The sequence below is a fragment of the Caballeronia sp. LZ033 genome (genome assembly GCF_031451265.1).
GTDB lineage: Bacteria > Pseudomonadota > Gammaproteobacteria > Burkholderiales > Burkholderiaceae > Caballeronia.
This window is the reverse complement of record NZ_JARUXQ010000003.1, coordinates 810,257-825,004: the sequence shown is the minus strand read 5'-3', so window position 1 is coordinate 825,004 and position 14,748 is coordinate 810,257. Positions and strand designations below refer to the sequence as shown.

Sequence of the window (14,748 nt, the reverse complement as noted above, 5' to 3'; positions counted from 1 at the left end):
GCACCGCAAGCACGCACCGCAAAAGCCGCTGCCCCGATAAATAATTCAGATTGCACCTCGCGCTTGTCATGCGCGTGACATCACGGCAGCTTGTGCATCGCGACGCATGGCATGACCCAGTTGATCGACGGTGAGACGCAGCGCGTCGATCATCGCGCGCGCGGCCGGCGAGGGTGAGCCGCCCGCGCGCAGCGTGAGTCCGATGTCGCGCCGGGTGTTCTGCATCGCGATGTCGAGCACGGCCAGTTGTCCCGATTCGCGCTCGTAATGCAGTTGTTGCGCCGATACGGCCGCAAGCATGTCGGTATGCAGCAGCAAGCCGCGGATCACGGCGAGGTCCGCTGTTTCGACGGTGGGCATCGGCGGTTTGAGTTTGCCGCGTTTGAATTGTGCTTCGAACATGCCACGCGCGGGGGCCTGGTTGCGCGGCAGGATCCATTGAGCGGTGGTGAGATCGGCGAGCGCCAGGCCGCGTGAGCGAGCAAGCGGATGCCCGCTGCGCGCAATCACGACGATATCCTCCGACATGAAGCGCTCGTTCACCAGTCCGCTCGATGCATCGTTCGGACGCAGCGCGCCGAGCACGAAATCGATTTCGCCTGCGCGCAGTCCCGCGACGAGCGTTTCGTACGCGCTTTCATCGGTCACGATGCGCACGCCCGGATACTGTGCGGCCACGCGGGCGATGGCGCCCGGCAAGATGAGCGTACGGCCGAGCGGCAGCGCGCCGACCGTCACCACGCCCTGAATGGTGCCGCGCAGAGCGGCGAGATCGTCGGGGATATGGCGCAGTTCGTTCAATGCGCGGCGCACGTGCAGCACGAAGGTCTCGCCTTCGCTGGTCAACAGGAGGCCGCGCGGGCTGCGATAGAACAGTTGCATGCCCGCACCCGTTTCCATGATGCGGATGGCGCTGCTGACGGCGGGCTGACTGAGTCCAAGGGTTTGCGCCGCGCTCGGCATGTGCCGGTGGCGCGCGAGCGCCGAGAACAGTTGCAGCCGGCGCGTATTGAGCAGGAACGCCGGCAGCGTGCTGGCCGCCGCAGTTCTGCGGCGCGACTGCCGCGCCGCGCACCACTGCGCGAGTTCCTCCAGTTCCGCGAAGATGCGCTGGCAGCGCAGCAGCACGGCGCGTCCGGCGGGCGTGGGCAACATGCCTGATGGACGGCGTTCCAGCAAGGTTTCGCCAACGGCCGCCTCCAGTTCCTGCAATGAACGCGTGACCGCCGATTGCGCGCGGAACAGCGCGGCGGCGGCGCGCGTGGCGCTGCCGGTCTCCGCCACGAGGCGGAACGCGCGCAGGTAGGCAAGGTTGAGAAGATCGCGAGAGTCCATGAGCGTGCGGCGTGCGGGGATGATGCCATCAGTTTAATTTATCGCGAGCCGCGGCATCAGAAGCATCGCGAGGAATGTCAGGCTCAGTCTTTCCTAACTTTGCGCGGCCATCATGCCTTCATGCAAACAACGACGGTCACTCGAAAAGAGTGCCGTACAACGAACGGAGGCAACGCCATGTACCCGCATATTCTCGTCGCCGTGGGCCCCGGCTTCAGCGAAGCCGCCTTGTCGAAGGCCATCGAACTCGCGCGCGGCAACGCTGCCCGCATCACGCTGCTGCACGTGATCGAATCCGCGCCGTGGTGGGCAGGGTGGTCAGTGGAGACTTTCTGCAACATGCCCGAGCTCGTCGATCAACTCGCGCTGGCAATTCGCGGCCATTGCGAGAAGATGCTGGCGAACGCGGGCATGAAGGCTGACTGGGAAACGCGCAGGCTACCGGAGGACGGCCATAGCATCGGTGGCGTGATCGCCCTCGAAGCGAACCGGCTGGATGTGGATCTCATCGTGCTGGGTGCGGGCAGGTCGTCGTTCGGCGGTATCGGCATGCATCATGTGCGCAATATCGTGCGCCGCCGGACCGGCCGCAACGTGCTGATTGCGTATGCCCCGACCCCGCGCACGTTGCAATGCGCGTAGCGCATGAAGCCGCTCAGACGTCGAGGATCCGGTAGCGCTGAAGCGCTTCGACCTGCGTCTGAAGATTGAGCAGCCGATTGTCGCGGCACAGCGCCTGTGCCGCTTCGGCATCGCTCTGGCGCAAGGCTTCAATTACCTTGCGCAAGGTCTGTGCTTGTGACGCATCTGGCGCAATCAGCCGCAGCGTGAGTTCGCGCACGCGGCGCACCTGATCCACGCATTCGCCGACGATCTGCATTGAGACGCGGATTGCCGCTCAGTTCGACGAGCCGCGCATAGAACGCGTCATGCGCCGCGGCCCAGGCATCGCGGTCGTCTTTCTCCAGTGCGCGGTCCATGTCCGTGCAGGCCTTTTCGAGCGGCCTGAACTCCTTCACGCCGGGCTTGCGCGCGGCGACGGCAGCGGCGGCCGTGGCTTCGAGACTGGTCTGCACCTGGAACACTTCCTCGATGTCCGTCAGCGACACATTGCGCACCCGCATGCCGTGACGCGGAATGATTTGTACGAGGCGTTCATTCTGCAAGCGGATCAGCGCCTCGCGCACCGGCGTGCGGCTCACCCCGAACCACTGCACCAGTTCCTGTTCCAGCATTTGGGTGCCGGGCCGCAGCGCGTTGCTGAGGATCTGCTCACGCAGCGCGAGATAGACTGTGTCGGTGGATTTCTCGCGTGGCTTGCTGATTGCTTCAACGGGTCGGGCTGGAGCCATGCTGGGCTTTCCGATAACGTTGCCGTCGATGCACGGAGGACAGGTCGGCCCGCTGATCCTTCGGGCGACAGGCTGTCTTCATTATAAGAAAAGAAACTCGCCGCATTGTTTAATGTATGCATTGAACAGTACGGCGCCGGAGCTTTCCGGGCAAAAAAGAGCCGCCCCCGAAGGGGCGGCTGAAATGGACTTGCGCGCGGCCGCGCGATCGGGAGAGAAGCCGATCGCACCTCAGATTTCTTGCGGCAACGCCAAGCCCCCGAGGCCGATTGCCGCCCATGTGCGGCCGAGCGTGATGAGGATGTGGTGTCGTGCAAAAAGAAAGTCGTCAAAAGATGCCTATTGCATGTCTTTCCGTCAGACGGTAACGTTTGCGCGCATTCTGCGTGATGCGGCGATGACGGCAAAGCAACGCTTCGTCATGCCGCCATCGCCGCATGCGATGGCCAGCGCCCCCAAAAAGACGACGCGAACTGCTGGCCGTAACGAGGACATCGTTCATGCAGACGCTCGATCCGCTCTCGCTGAGACTCTTCCTTGCCGTGGTCGATGCCGGCACGATCGCCGCCGCTGCGCAACGCGAACACATTGCAGCCGCCGCCGTCAGCCGTCGCATCAGCGAGATCGAGTCTTCCATCGGCGTGCGCTTGTTGCGCCGCACGAACAAGGGTGTCGTAGCCACCGAAGCGGGCGAGCGGCTCAGGACGCTCGCGCATCGCGCACTGCATCAGATCGACGACATCGTCGTGCAGATGCGCGAGTACTCGGGCGGCACGAGCGGCGTCGTGCGCATCGTGGCGAATGTCTCGTCGATCGTGCAGTTCCTGCCGCGCGATCTCCAGTCGTTCGCGGTGCTCCATCCCCATGTGCGCATCGAACTCGACGAGAAGCCGAGCGTGCACGTAGTGCGCGCGGTAGCTGGCAATGCGGCTGATATCGGTATCTTCACGTCCCTTCCGCATGGTCATGCGATCCATACGATGCCTTATCGCGAGGATCACCTTGTACTCGTCGCGCCGCCCGGACACGCGCTGCTGCAGCGGCAAGCGACGGCCTTTGCCGACGTGCTCGAACACGAGTTCATCACGCTGCCCGTCGACGCCGCCATCACGCTGAGTCTCACGCGGGCGTCCAACGAAATAGGGCGCTCGGTGCGGGTGCGGATGCAGGTGTCGAGCTACGACGCCCAGTGCCTGATGATCGAAGCGGGGCTTGGTTTCGGCGTCATGCCGGAAGCGGTGGCGCGGCAGCACGGGCTGGGCTTCGTTCCGCTCACGGATACCTGGGCGATGCGCGAACTGTTGATCGCCATACGCTCCCCCGATGCCTTGCCCGAGGCGTGCAGGAAACTGGTCGCCCATCTTGCGCGCGCCTGATGGGTTGGATGATGAAGGTTCCGATGCAGTACCATCGGCTCAACGCGAAGTTTCCTTCAGGGAGTCCAGCATGGCCGCATCGCGCAGCACGGTCGCGCCGCATCCAGCAAGGCGCGTGAAGGTCATCTCGAACGATCATCCCGTCGCCACCGCCAAGCCCGCCCGGCTCAACACAGCGGATCTCGCTTACGGCGAACTGCGTCGCCGCATCATCGAAAGCGAACTCACGCCGGGGTCCTATCTGCTCGAACAGGAACTGGGCCTGATGCTGGGCTTCAGCCGCACGCCCATCCGCGAGGCCGCGTTGAGACTCCAGGGAGAGGGACTCGTGCAGATCGTGCCGCGTCACGGCATTCGCATCGTTCCCACGTCGATCTCCGACATCCGACACATCTATCAGGTCTTGATCAGCCTCGAATCGACGGCCGCGGGGCTCGTCGCCGCGCAGCCCGACGTCGATCTCACGCCGCTCGTCGATGCCTGCGACACGATGGTCCGCGCACTCGAAGCCGGCGACATGCTGACCTGGGCCGAAGCGGACGAGGTCTTCCACGAAAGCCTCGTGGCGCTCAGCGGCAATGCGCGGCTGCGTAGCATCGTGATGAATTGCCGTGACCAGGTGCATCGCGTCAGGCGCTTCACGCAGCGAGTCCGACCGCATCCGCAGCCTGCCAAGTCGATCGAGGAACATCGCGCGATCATCGAAGCATTGCGCTGCGGCGATGCAGCGAAGGCGAGTGCGCTCTACCGCGCTCATCGCGAACGGGGCTGGCGTGATCAAACCGCCGTGCTGCAGCAATACGGCATTCAGCAGGCCTGATACATCGTCTGGCGCGTGCCAGACAAGGGTATCTACGCCCTGCATCAAACTGGACTTTCACGAATTTAATGCATACATTAACGTGCACGGTTATCCGCGATAACTGTGTCCAGAATCAAAAGGCGGCCGCCTGTGCGCGACTTCGCGCACGACGGACGAAGCCGCCGTTCATGCACGGAGACGCCTACATGTTTGCCCTTGGGAAGCTTGGGAGAGCCGGTCTGTTTTCCTTCATGGCGGCCGCTGCACTCATAGCAGGGACCGCTCGTGTTCAGGCCGCGCCGCTCACCGTCACGCACTGGGGCGACGGCATGTACGGCGTGCCCTTCGCGGTGGCCATGGACAAGGGTTTCTTCAAGGAAGAAGGCGTCGATGTCACGGGTTTCATCACCTCCGAAGGCGGCGGCACGACAGTGCGCAATGCCATGGCGTCGGAGATTCCCTATGGCGAAGTCGCGCTGCCTGCGGCTATTTCGGCGGTCAAGCAGGGCGTCGACCTGACCATCGTGCATGGCGGCGTGCAAAGCCTCGCGGATCTCGTGTGGGTCGAACAGAAGAACGGCACGATCACCAACATCCAGCAGATGAAGGGCAAGACCATCGGCTACAGCAGTCCGAAGTCCACGACCGATACCATCGTCACCATCGCGCTGGATCGTGCCGGTCTGACGGGGCAGGTGCAGCGCAAGCCGGTCGGCAGTTCGAGCGGCATGTTGACGTCGCTGCAGCAGGGCGCCGTAGACGTGGCCTACATGACCGAGCCGTCTTATAGCGCGAAGAAGGATCAGTTGCGCATCGCGTTCCGTTCGAGCGATATCGTGCCCAACGAAACGCAGACCGTCGGCATCGTGCGCACGGACTACCTGAAGCAGCATCCGGAAGTGATACGCGGCATCATCAAGGCGCGCCGCAAGGCCGTGCAGTACATTGGCGCGCATCGCGAGGAGTCCGCGCAGATTCTCGCGAAGCAGTACAAGATGGACCCGGGCGTCGCGGCCTCGGCGATCAATAACGTGCTCGATGCCGATCCGAAATACTGGAGCGAAGGCGGCTTCGATCGCAAGAGCATGGACGAAGTGCTCAAGGGCCTGATTCTCGTCAAGGCCATCCCCGATGGTGCGTTCGACTGGACGAAGATCATCGACGAATCGCAGTTGCCCGCCGACTTGCGCGCGGCGAAGTGAGTCAGCAATGAGCGTGCTGCCCCGTCGCACGAAGATATCGGTGGTGTCGAGCGAGCCCGCCGCGTCCGGCGAGCAGCGCATCCAGGCGCGCCTGACGGACGTCACGCGCATCTATCCCGGCGCCGCGGGCAAGCCGCCTTTTCATGCGCTCGGACCGGTGAGCCTCGAATTGCGCGCGGGGGAATTCTTCTCTGTCGTCGGTCCTTCGGGTTGCGGCAAGTCCACGTTGCTCGACGTGCTCGCGGGCCTGAATCCGGCGAGCGGCGGCACGGTCGAGTTCGAGGGGCAGCCGGTGGGACGACAGGTGCCCGACGGCGTGGCGGTCGTGTTCCAGGAAGACGCGAGCTTCCCGTGGCTCAATGTATTCGATAACGCCGCGTTCGCCGCGCGTCGCGCCGGCGTTCCGGAAAACGAAGTGCGCGAACGCGTGCAGCACGCGCTTTCGTTCATGGGCCTGGCGTCGTTTGCGCGCGCCTATCCCGCGCAATTGTCGGGCGGCATGCGGCAGCGCGTGTGCATTGCGCGGGCCATGGTGGTCCGGCCGCGTCTCATGCTGCTCGACGAACCGTTCGGCGCGCTCGATCAGCAGACCCGCCTCCTGATGGGCGACGAAACCCTCAAGCTATGGCGCGATACCGGCGCGACCGTGATGCTGATCACGCATTCGATCGATGAAGCGGTGCTGCTCTCGGATCGCATCGGCGTGATGTCGGCGTGTCCGGGGCGCTTCATTGCGACCATCGAGACCGGCTGGTCGCGTATGCGCGACAGCACCATCGCGCTTGATCCGCGCTTCGGCGAGCTGACCGCGCAAGTGTGGGGCCTGCTGCGCGACGAGGCATTGAAGGCGCTCGGGAGCCGGCCATGAACGAAGCGGCGCGCTGGCGCATCGGGCTGGTCGTCGCGCTGCTCGCCCTGCTCGAAGTGGCGACGCGTCTCGCCTGGATCAACCCGGTATCGTTCATTCCGCCTTCGCGCATGGCGCTCAGCGCGTGGCAGATCCTTACGTCGGGGCAGTTCACGCTCGATATCGTGCAGACGCTCAGCAGCGCCCTGCTGGCCGTGGTGCTCGCGGTGATTGCGGGCTTCATCGGCGGGGTGGTGCTGTTCAGGCTGCCGCGCCTGCGCCGGGTGCTCGACCCTTTGCTGCTCTCGTACTACGCGGTGCCCGTGTTCGTGCTGTATCCGATCCTGATCGTGATCTTCGGGCTCAATCGCTGGCCGCTGGTGGGCATCGGCTTCCTGTTCGCGGTGGTCGCGATGGCCGTCAACACGCTCAACGGTCTCGAGCGCGTACCGCGTGTTCTGTTGCGCACCGCGCGCGTATGCCGCCTGAGCACCCTCGACGAGATTCGCCTGATTACGCTGCCCGCCAGCCTGCCGTTCGTCTTCACCGGCATCAAGCTGACCGTGGTGTATGCGTTCATTGCGGTCGTGGCCGGCGAATTCGTGTTGTCGGGTTCGGGGTTCGGCTATCAGATCGCGTTCGCCTACAACGCGTTCGACAACGCCGTCATGTATGGCCTCATGGTGCTGATGCTGGTCTTCGTCACGACGATCAACGGCTTGCTGCGGCAAGCCGAGAAGCGGCTGTACCGGCGTATCCGCAGGGAGGCGGCATGAGTACGGCGCTTGCCTCCGCTGTCGCGAAGCCGCGCGCCGCGCGACGCTGGACGGATGCGCTCGTGCTGATCGTCGTGCTCGTCGCGTTGTGGCAGATCCTGAGCGAATGGCTCGGCCCCGATGTGCTGACGACGCCTTTGCATACCGTGCAGCGCGCCGTGCATATCGTGAGCGATGTGGACTTCCCGCAGAGTCTCTATGTGACGTCGCTCGCATTCGCATCGGCGTTTGCGATATCCGCTGTGGCGGGCGTCGGCATCGGCTTGCTGCTGGGGGCGCGACGCCTCGCCGGAGATGTGATGGAGCCGCTGATGATGGGCTTCTATTCGATCCCGAAGGTGACGCTATACCCGGTGGTGCTGCTGGCGTGTGGCCTTGGGCTATGGGCCAAGATCGTATTCGGCGTGATGCATGGCATCGTGCCGATTGCATTATTCACGATGAATGCCGTGCGCAACATGCCGCCCATTTACGCGCGGGCGGCGCGAACCTATCGCATGAGTCCCGGCGATTTCGCGCGCTTCGTGCTGTTGCCCGCGTGCGTGCCCGAGGTGGTCGCAGGCCTGCGCATCGGCTTCTCGCTGACCTTGCTCGGCACGCTGATCGGCGAGATGTTCGCATCGCAGAGCGGCATCGGCCGCCTGCTGATGATCGCGATGAACCGCAACGAGACCAGCACGATCATGGCGCTCGCGCTGATGCTGTTCGTGTTCGCGACGCTGGTGAACATGCTGTTCCTGGCGTGGCAGCGACATCTCACGCATGAAGACTGATCAGCCGCGCGGCGTCACGCCGCGCATGCGTGCCGCGCGCAGAAAGTCGAAGTCGACGCCCTTGTCTGCCTGCGTCACCGTGTCGTAGAAGAGTTTGCGATAGCCGCGATCCGCGCTCGGTTCCGTCACGGGCGATGCCTGCGCGCGCGCCGCCAGTTCTTCATCGCTGATCAGCAGGCTCAATTCCCGTTTCGATACGCTCAGACGAATACGATCGCCATTGCGTACATGCGCAAGCGGTCCACCGATGGCGGACTCCGGCGTCACGTGCAACACGATGGTGCCGAACGCAGTGCCGCTCATGCGGCCATCCGAGATGCGCACGATGTCCTTCGTGCCCTTCACCGCGAGCTTGCGCGGGATCGGGATATAGCCGGCTTCCGGCATGCCCGGCGCGCCCTTGGGCCCGATGTTCTTCAGCACGAGAATGTCGTCCGGCGTGACGTCGAGGTCGTCCGCATCGATACGCGCCGCGAGGTCCGCGCCGTTCTCGAATACGACCGCGCGGCCTTCGTGTTCCATCAGCCGTGCGTCGGCCGCCGATTGCTTGATGATCGCGCCGCCCGGCGCGAGATTGCCTTCGAGCACGGCGATGCCGCCTTGGGGATAGACCGGCCTGTCGAATGGGCGCACGACGTCCTGCGCGAACGCCGGGCCCGCCGCGTCGATCTCCTCGCCGAGCGTGCGTCCCGTCACGGTGAGGGCGTCGAGGTTCAGCAGCGGCTTGAGCTCGCGCAGCAAGCTCGCCATGCCGCCGGCCTTGTGAAAGTCTTCCATGTAATGCGCGCCGGAAGGCTTGAGGTCGACGAGCACGGGCGTCTCGCGCCCCATGCGGTCGAGGGCCTTCAGATCGACTTCATAGCCCATGCGTCCCGCGATGGCCGTCAGATGCACGATGCCGTTCGTCGACCCGCCGATCGCGAGCAGCACGCGCATGGCGTTCTCCAAGGCCTCGGCGGTGAGGATCTTGTCGATGGTGAGCTGCTCGTGCGCCATCTTCACGGCTTGGGTGCCTGTGAGTTCGGCGATGCGCATGCGGTCCGATGTCACCGCCGGCGGCGATGCGCCGCCGGGCACCGTCATGCCGAGCGCCTCGGCGATGCATGCCATGGTGCTCGCGGTGCCCATCACGGAGCAGGTGCCCACGCTCGCGACGAGCTGGTTGTTGACCGCGGCGATTTCATCGGCATTGATTTCTTCAGCGCGAAAGCGGCCCCAGTAGCGCCGGCAATCGGTGCATGCGCCGACGCGTTCGCCGCGATGCGCGCCGGTGAGCATCGAGCCGGTGATCAGTTGAATGGAAGGAATGCCCGCCGATGCCGCGCCCATCAACTGCGCGGGCACGGTCTTGTCGCAACCGCCGATCAGCACCACGGCGTCCATGGGCTGCGCGCGGATCATCTCTTCCGTGTCGATCGACATCAGGTTGCGCAGATACATGCTCGTCGGTTGCGAGAACGATTCGGCGATGGAGATGGTGGGGAAGTCCATCGGCAGGCCGCCTGCCAGCATCACGCCGCGCTTGACCGCTTCGATCAGCTGCGGCGCGTTGCCGTGACAGGGGTTGTACGCGCTGCCGGTGTTGACGATGCCGATGACCGGGCGGTCGAGCGCGCTGTCGGTATAGCCCGCGCCCTTGATGAAGGCCTTGCGCAGAAAGAGCGAAAAGCCGTTGTCTCCATAGCTCGTCAGCGATTTGCGCAGGCCGCGTGGCTTATTGCTGGTGTCGTCGGTCATGTCTGGTTGCCGGTTGTCTCCATGACGCGATTATCGCGGCTTTGGGTCCGGCTGTCCGCGCCATGAAAGCGGACCGCGTGTGCTCAGTCCTCGATGCTGCCATGCACGCCTTGCTCGCCGCGCTTCCAGTAGGCGGACGCGCGGATGCGCCGCTTGTCGATGCCGCGCTCGGTGGTCAGCAACTGGCGCACTGCGCGCATCAGCGTCGCTTCGCCAGCGGCCCATACATAGCCTTCGCCCTCGGGCATGTAGGTCTCCCTCAAGGCGAGCAACAGCGCGCCGCCGGGATGCTCGCTTTCGTTTCTATAACGCCATTGCGCGTAGAGGTCGGCATGGGTGTCGAATTCAATGCGCGCGGATGGCTCGGCCACCTCGATCAAGGTAGCCACGCGCGTGCCGGCAGGCAGCTCTTCGACGCGTCGGGCGATCGCAGGCAAGGCGGTTTCGTCGCCGATCAGCAGATGCCAGTCGAACTGCACTGGAATCACGAACGACCCGCGCGGCCCGCCGATGCCGAGATACTGACCTGGCGCGGCTTGCGACGCCCAGTCGGTGGCGGGACCGGCTTCATGCAGCGCGAACTCGATGTCGAGTTCACGGGCGGCCGGGTCGAAACGGCGCGGCGTGAAGTCGCGCGCGACGGGACGGGGCTTCGACGGATCGAAGACCGGACCGTCCGGGCTCGATTGCGGCAGCGCGGGCATGGACTCGCCCGGCGCCGGGAAGAACAGCTTGACGTGATCGTCGAAGGAGGCGCTGACGAAGTCAGCGAGATCGTCGCCGCTGAAGGTCACGCGCACGAGGAAAGGGTTCAGCGTCTGCACGCGCTGCACTCGCACCAGGCGAAACCTGAGCGGGTGACGGACGCGGGTGACTTCGAGGTCGGGCCGGTGTTGGAGGATGGAATCGATCATCGTATGCGTTTCCTTTTTTCCGTTTTTTCTTGCGTCCTGGTTACGCCTGCTTGGGCGCGGGGTTCTGTTCGATCTCGGCCGTGGCGCGGGCGAGGATCGCGGCAATGCGGCGCTGTTCGTCCGCCGATGCGTTCGTGCGCAGCAGCATGGCCTTCTTCAGCGCGCGCCGCGCGGCGATCAGCTCGGGCACCCAGCCGGTGTCGCCGCTCGGGTCCTCGACGTCCTCGCCCATGTAGGCGCGGCGCACGAGATCCATCTTGCGTGCGAAATGCGTGAGCTTCGCGAGCATGATGTCCACGCGTTCGCGATTCGCCGCGAGGTACTCGCGGCCGGTCTCGGACAGCGCGTAACGCTTGCGGTTGCCTTCCAGTTCGACGGTGGTGTGGCCCAGTTCTTCCAGATACGTGAGCGCCGGATACACCATGCCGGGACTGGGCGCGTAGAAGCCGTTCGAACGGTCTTCCAGTGCCTTGATGAGTTCGTAGCCGTGACGCGGCGCCTCGGCCAGCATGGCGAGGAGAAGCAATTGCAGGTCGTCGGACGAGAACTTGCGGCCGCGCGGCATGCCGTCTTCGCCGAACCCGCCCATGCCGCCCATGCCGCCCATCCGACCCATGCCTCCGGGACCGCCAGGGCCGCCGCCGAAGCGTCCGCCGCCACGGCCATGGCGCCCGATCATGCCGCGGCGCTCGATGGCAAACCGTTCGAACCACTCGGGTGCATCGAAGGGGAAATCGAAACCAGATGCACGGAAGCCGACTTCACGTGCATGTTGAAAGCAACGGGATTTCATGAGGTACGCTCCAGATATGTCGTAAAACATATCTAAAGATATATATCGTAAGAGTGTCTGTCAAGCTGAATTATCGGCTTCGAGCGGATCCAGGGCGTGTGCGCCGGTCGCCGCCTAAAATCACGTCATCTGTTCCGCTTTTTTTCCACGCAAATCGTTCCACTTTTTTTAGAAACCCCATGAGCCACTTTCTTCCCGTCAAGCTGGAACACGCGAGCCGCCTCATCAATCATGGTCCGACGGTGCTCGTCACGAGCGCACACGGCGGCCGTCGCAACGTGATGGCCGCTGCCTGGTCGATGCCGGTGGAATTCACGCCGCCGCGCATTGCCATCGTCATCGACAAGCGCACGTTCACACGCGAACTCGCCGCTGCGAGCGGGATATTCGGCGTGATCGTGCCGGGCGCGGCCGCGATGGACATGACCTACGCGGTCGGCACGACGGACGGACGCGAACTCGACAAGTTCGATACCTTCGGCATCGAAACGGTGGAAGGTCCGGTGCTCGGGCTGCCGCTGATCGAGAAGAACTGTGCGGCGTGGCTCGAGTGCAGGCTCATCGACGAGAAGCACACCGAGGACGCGTACGACACGTGTTTCGCGGAAGTCGTCGCGGCGGCCGCGGACCCTGTCGTGTTCTCGGAGGGCCACTGGCACCTCGACGAGTCCAACGAGCCGCTGCATACGCTGCACCATCTCGGCGCGGGAAATTTCGTGAGTGCGTCCGCGATGAAAAAGGCCAGGACGCTGCCGCGCTGACTGCCGGTGCGTTTTATTGCGCACTAAAGATTTCCCATTCCTCAGTCGATAAATAAAAGTCGATCGCGAACGCCTCATTGGCCATTGGCGGCGACATCTTGAGCCTCGCGATCCGTCATCCGAACGCGGACGCAGGCGACAGACGGACGCAGACGGTCTCCCCGGCACATCAGCCGGACCAGGACCGCGAAGCCGTCAGGGGAACTGGGGTGTGGCATGCAGCAACGTTTTTCGGTCTTGCGTTTTCTGGTTTATCTCATCGCCTTCACGAGCCTGCTGTTGCTGAGACTCGTCGTCGCGCCCGACGGGCAGAGCGGCATGGTGGCGTACTTCGCCTGCGTGGGGGCGGCCGCGGCGGCGTATCTGGTGTGGTATGCGTCGTCGGCGGGTTACTCGCGCAATCTGCTGGCAGGCGTGCTGGTCTATCTGACGCTGGCGATCGTCGTAGCCGCGTGTCCGCCGTTCGTGCTGGTGCTGGCGTTCTGGTCGTTGAGCGGTCTGGCAAGACGTCGGCGGGCGCTGCTGGTGCATGCCCTCGCGAGCGTCGCGCTTTTCGTACTCGTTTTTCCTTTGCCCTTCGCGCAGTGGGTGGGTGCGCCCGAGCTTGCCGGCGCGCCCGCCGGCCTTGCCTATGTTGTTTTTGCAACCGGCTGGTCGGCATGGGCGGCGCGCAGTCCGCTGCGGCTCGGGTTGTTCAAGTTCGCGACGATGCTGCTCGCGGTTCCGTTGGTGGCTTCATTCGTGGCGCTCGTGGGCGGCGGAATGCTGAGCCGGCCGGAGCGGCGTGTCCGCAACTCGATGCGGCGCGCACAGCGTGCGATGACGCTGGCGTTGCCGGCGCCTGCAGCTGATCGATCGGTGGTGAGTTCTGGGACGATGGATCCGGGCTTTGCTGCGGCGGCCGTCGGCGGAAGTGCAAGGACAGTACAACATGCTGCGGTCGCGGCTGATTGACGCACTGCGAATCGCTTCCATTTGCTTCGGATGGGACTCGGTATTAAGCCTTTTGCATACCGAATGCCAAAGAGTATTTCGCGTTCTGCGTGCGGGATTGCATGATGCAAGGTGCTGGGCGCGTTGTCCGTCGCGCTCTTGAGCAAGGGCGGCTGACCAGTCAGGAAGGACCCATCGGCGTCGGATTGCGTCGCGCACGCCGTGCCGGCACGGCGGCGTTGCTGCACGGGATTGGTCGACGGTGGCGTCGATGAATGCAGTGCTGGCTGCAGTGGTGACTACCGCGGCGACATGCTGCACTGGAGATCGAGGTAATGTGGCGCGCCGTCGAGGCGGAGTGGAGTGCCAGCTTCCCTGTTAGAAGCGCCCTTGCATCAAGCCTTTTGCATGCTCAATGCCAAATGAATTTCTGAGTTTTGAATGCGGCATCGCAAGCGCCTGAATCGAAAAACCGCTGGCAGATTCCAGAGCGACCCGAACTCTATACTCCGGCCAGAGTTCCTTCACTACTTCGCAGCGCACTGGCCGTCGACGAATGTGAACTTGAATCGAAGCGGATTTCAAAGATGGATGTATTTTCTGGCGTCGCAGGCGCTAAGGGAAACACAGTCCAATGAGGCCCGGGCGATAGAGGCATATCTGCGCTTCTTTCCTTCCCCGCCGTAATACTGCGCTTTGGATACTTCCACCTGCGGACCCCTGTGGACGCGGGTCAGTCATCCGGTCGAACGGGTGAATTCGCAATTTCTCCTGGAAAATAGCTACGGAAACACCGTTGTCCTTTTCGAACAAAGGAAGGAGAGACGAGGGTTTTTCGCTAGCTCTCAAGAATATCTCCAGTATTCGATGTCAAGAGAAGATGGACTGCATAGCCCATCGTATTTCTCTAATAAGGAGCTGCAATTCATTTTTATTGAAAATGGAGAATCCTCATCAAAAGATCTTCAATTCATTCATAAGAGACAGGGGTAGTCTGGAATCCAGCAGCGCTGACCGAACGAACGCTGCATGCATGCCCCAACCCCAACCACCCATTTACTCCAGCCCCTCCACCCGCGATACTCCGTTGTCAACCCTTCCAGCGGATTTCCCTTCATGATTCTCATGACCCAATCGCTGCAACCGA

General features: G+C 63.5%; 15 protein-coding genes. 9 read left to right on the top strand and 6 right to left on the bottom strand.

All coding sequences use genetic code 11. The features are described 5' to 3' along the window. Positions 1-66: 66 nt before the first annotated feature. Positions 67-1,335: a LysR family transcriptional regulator gene (locus tag QCE62_RS24960; RefSeq protein WP_309924262.1), complete on the bottom strand. Its 1,269-nt coding sequence runs from the start codon at positions 1,333-1,335 to the stop codon at positions 67-69. Between the two features lie 177 nt (positions 1,336-1,512). Between QCE62_RS24960 and QCE62_RS24955 the strand changes: the two genes are divergently transcribed. Beyond that, complete coding sequence (locus QCE62_RS24955) at positions 1,513-1,977, top strand: universal stress protein (RefSeq protein WP_309924260.1); 465 nt, start codon at positions 1,513-1,515, stop codon at positions 1,975-1,977. A gap of 13 nt (positions 1,978-1,990) precedes the next feature. Here the strand turns inward: QCE62_RS24955 and QCE62_RS24950 are convergent, their stop codons facing one another. Together QCE62_RS24950 and QCE62_RS24945 are read right to left on the bottom strand one after the other, a co-directional pair. Then, complete coding sequence (locus QCE62_RS24950) at positions 1,991-2,122, bottom strand: hypothetical protein (RefSeq protein ID WP_309924258.1); 132 nt, start codon at positions 2,120-2,122, stop codon at positions 1,991-1,993. Continuing rightward, a complete protein-coding gene (locus QCE62_RS24945; protein ID WP_309924256.1) occupies positions 2,106-2,687 on the bottom strand; it encodes a GntR family transcriptional regulator in 582 nt (193 codons plus the stop codon). Before QCE62_RS24945 ends, QCE62_RS24950 begins: the two co-directional genes overlap by 17 nt. Before the next feature lie 500 nt (positions 2,688-3,187). On the opposite strand from QCE62_RS24945, the gene QCE62_RS24940 reads away from it, so the two are divergent. From QCE62_RS24940 to QCE62_RS24915, 6 genes are all read left to right on the top strand, one after another. Next, positions 3,188-4,063 carry a LysR family transcriptional regulator gene (locus QCE62_RS24940; RefSeq protein ID WP_309924254.1) on the top strand — a complete coding sequence of 292 codons (876 nt, stop codon included), beginning with the start codon at positions 3,188-3,190 and terminating at the stop codon, positions 4,061-4,063. A gap of 70 nt (positions 4,064-4,133) precedes the next feature. Beyond that, complete coding sequence (locus QCE62_RS24935) at positions 4,134-4,883, top strand: GntR family transcriptional regulator (RefSeq protein ID WP_309924252.1); 750 nt, start codon at positions 4,134-4,136, stop codon at positions 4,881-4,883. Between the two features lie 188 nt (positions 4,884-5,071). After that, entirely contained in the window at positions 5,072-6,067 is a 996-nt protein-coding gene (locus QCE62_RS24930) for an ABC transporter substrate-binding protein (RefSeq protein ID WP_309924250.1), read from the top strand. 7 nt (positions 6,068-6,074) lie between these two features. After that, a complete protein-coding gene (locus tag QCE62_RS24925) occupies positions 6,075-6,935 on the top strand; it encodes an ABC transporter ATP-binding protein (RefSeq protein WP_309924248.1) in 861 nt (286 codons plus the stop codon). After that, positions 6,932-7,690 (top strand): ABC transporter permease subunit, encoded by a 759-nt coding sequence (locus tag QCE62_RS24920; protein ID WP_309924246.1) that lies wholly within the window; start codon positions 6,932-6,934, stop codon positions 7,688-7,690. The genes QCE62_RS24925 and QCE62_RS24920 overlap by 4 nt, the downstream gene beginning before the upstream one ends. Next, the gene (locus QCE62_RS24915) at positions 7,687-8,463 is read left to right on the top strand and encodes an ABC transporter permease subunit (protein ID WP_309924244.1); all 777 of its coding nucleotides are present in this window, start codon (positions 7,687-7,689) and stop codon (positions 8,461-8,463) included. Before QCE62_RS24920 ends, QCE62_RS24915 begins: the two co-directional genes overlap by 4 nt. Here the strand turns inward: QCE62_RS24915 and QCE62_RS24910 are convergent, their stop codons facing one another. The 3 genes from QCE62_RS24910 to QCE62_RS24900 all read right to left on the bottom strand — a co-directional run bounded on the left by QCE62_RS24910 (position 8,464) and on the right by QCE62_RS24900 (position 11,907). Continuing rightward, positions 8,464-10,200: an IlvD/Edd family dehydratase gene (locus tag QCE62_RS24910; protein ID WP_309924242.1), complete on the bottom strand. Its 1,737-nt coding sequence runs from the start codon at positions 10,198-10,200 to the stop codon at positions 8,464-8,466. 83 nt (positions 10,201-10,283) lie between these two features. Further along, positions 10,284-11,114: a siderophore-interacting protein gene (locus QCE62_RS24905; protein ID WP_309924241.1), complete on the bottom strand. Its 831-nt coding sequence runs from the start codon at positions 11,112-11,114 to the stop codon at positions 10,284-10,286. Between the two features lie 40 nt (positions 11,115-11,154). Beyond that, positions 11,155-11,907, bottom strand: coding sequence for a PadR family transcriptional regulator (locus tag QCE62_RS24900; RefSeq protein WP_409017907.1), 753 nt, complete (start codon positions 11,905-11,907; stop codon positions 11,155-11,157). 179 nt (positions 11,908-12,086) lie between these two features. On the opposite strand from QCE62_RS24900, the gene QCE62_RS24895 reads away from it, so the two are divergent. Together QCE62_RS24895 and QCE62_RS24890 are read left to right on the top strand one after the other, a co-directional pair. Beyond that, a complete protein-coding gene (locus QCE62_RS24895) occupies positions 12,087-12,668 on the top strand; it encodes a flavin reductase family protein (RefSeq protein WP_309924238.1) in 582 nt (193 codons plus the stop codon). Positions 12,669-12,884: 216 nt separating this feature from the next. Continuing rightward, entirely contained in the window at positions 12,885-13,622 is a 738-nt protein-coding gene (locus tag QCE62_RS24890; RefSeq protein ID WP_309924236.1) for a hypothetical protein, read from the top strand. The last annotated feature ends 1,126 nt before the right edge of the window (positions 13,623-14,748 follow it).

Coding starts and splice junctions, on each gene's coding strand:
- QCE62_RS24960 (WP_309924262.1), bottom strand. CDS start 1,335: ATGGACTCTCGCGATCTTCTCAACCTTGCCTACCTGCGCGCGTTCCGC.
- QCE62_RS24955 (WP_309924260.1), top strand. CDS start 1,513: ATGTACCCGCATATTCTCGTCGCCGTGGGCCCCGGCTTCAGCGAAGCC.
- QCE62_RS24945 (WP_309924256.1), bottom strand. CDS start 2,687: ATGGCTCCAGCCCGACCCGTTGAAGCAATCAGCAAGCCACGCGAGAAA.
- QCE62_RS24940 (WP_309924254.1), top strand. CDS start 3,188: ATGCAGACGCTCGATCCGCTCTCGCTGAGACTCTTCCTTGCCGTGGTC.
- QCE62_RS24935 (WP_309924252.1), top strand. CDS start 4,134: ATGGCCGCATCGCGCAGCACGGTCGCGCCGCATCCAGCAAGGCGCGTG.
- QCE62_RS24930 (WP_309924250.1), top strand. CDS start 5,072: ATGTTTGCCCTTGGGAAGCTTGGGAGAGCCGGTCTGTTTTCCTTCATG.
- QCE62_RS24925 (WP_309924248.1), top strand. CDS start 6,075: ATGAGCGTGCTGCCCCGTCGCACGAAGATATCGGTGGTGTCGAGCGAG.
- QCE62_RS24920 (WP_309924246.1), top strand. CDS start 6,932: ATGAACGAAGCGGCGCGCTGGCGCATCGGGCTGGTCGTCGCGCTGCTC.
- QCE62_RS24915 (WP_309924244.1), top strand. CDS start 7,687: ATGAGTACGGCGCTTGCCTCCGCTGTCGCGAAGCCGCGCGCCGCGCGA.
- QCE62_RS24910 (WP_309924242.1), bottom strand. CDS start 10,200: ATGACCGACGACACCAGCAATAAGCCACGCGGCCTGCGCAAATCGCTG.
- QCE62_RS24905 (WP_309924241.1), bottom strand. CDS start 11,114: ATGATCGATTCCATCCTCCAACACCGGCCCGACCTCGAAGTCACCCGC.
- QCE62_RS24900 (WP_409017907.1), bottom strand. CDS start 11,907: ATGAAATCCCGTTGCTTTCAACATGCACGTGAAGTCGGCTTCCGTGCA.
- QCE62_RS24895 (WP_309924238.1), top strand. CDS start 12,087: ATGAGCCACTTTCTTCCCGTCAAGCTGGAACACGCGAGCCGCCTCATC.
- QCE62_RS24890 (WP_309924236.1), top strand. CDS start 12,885: ATGCAGCAACGTTTTTCGGTCTTGCGTTTTCTGGTTTATCTCATCGCC.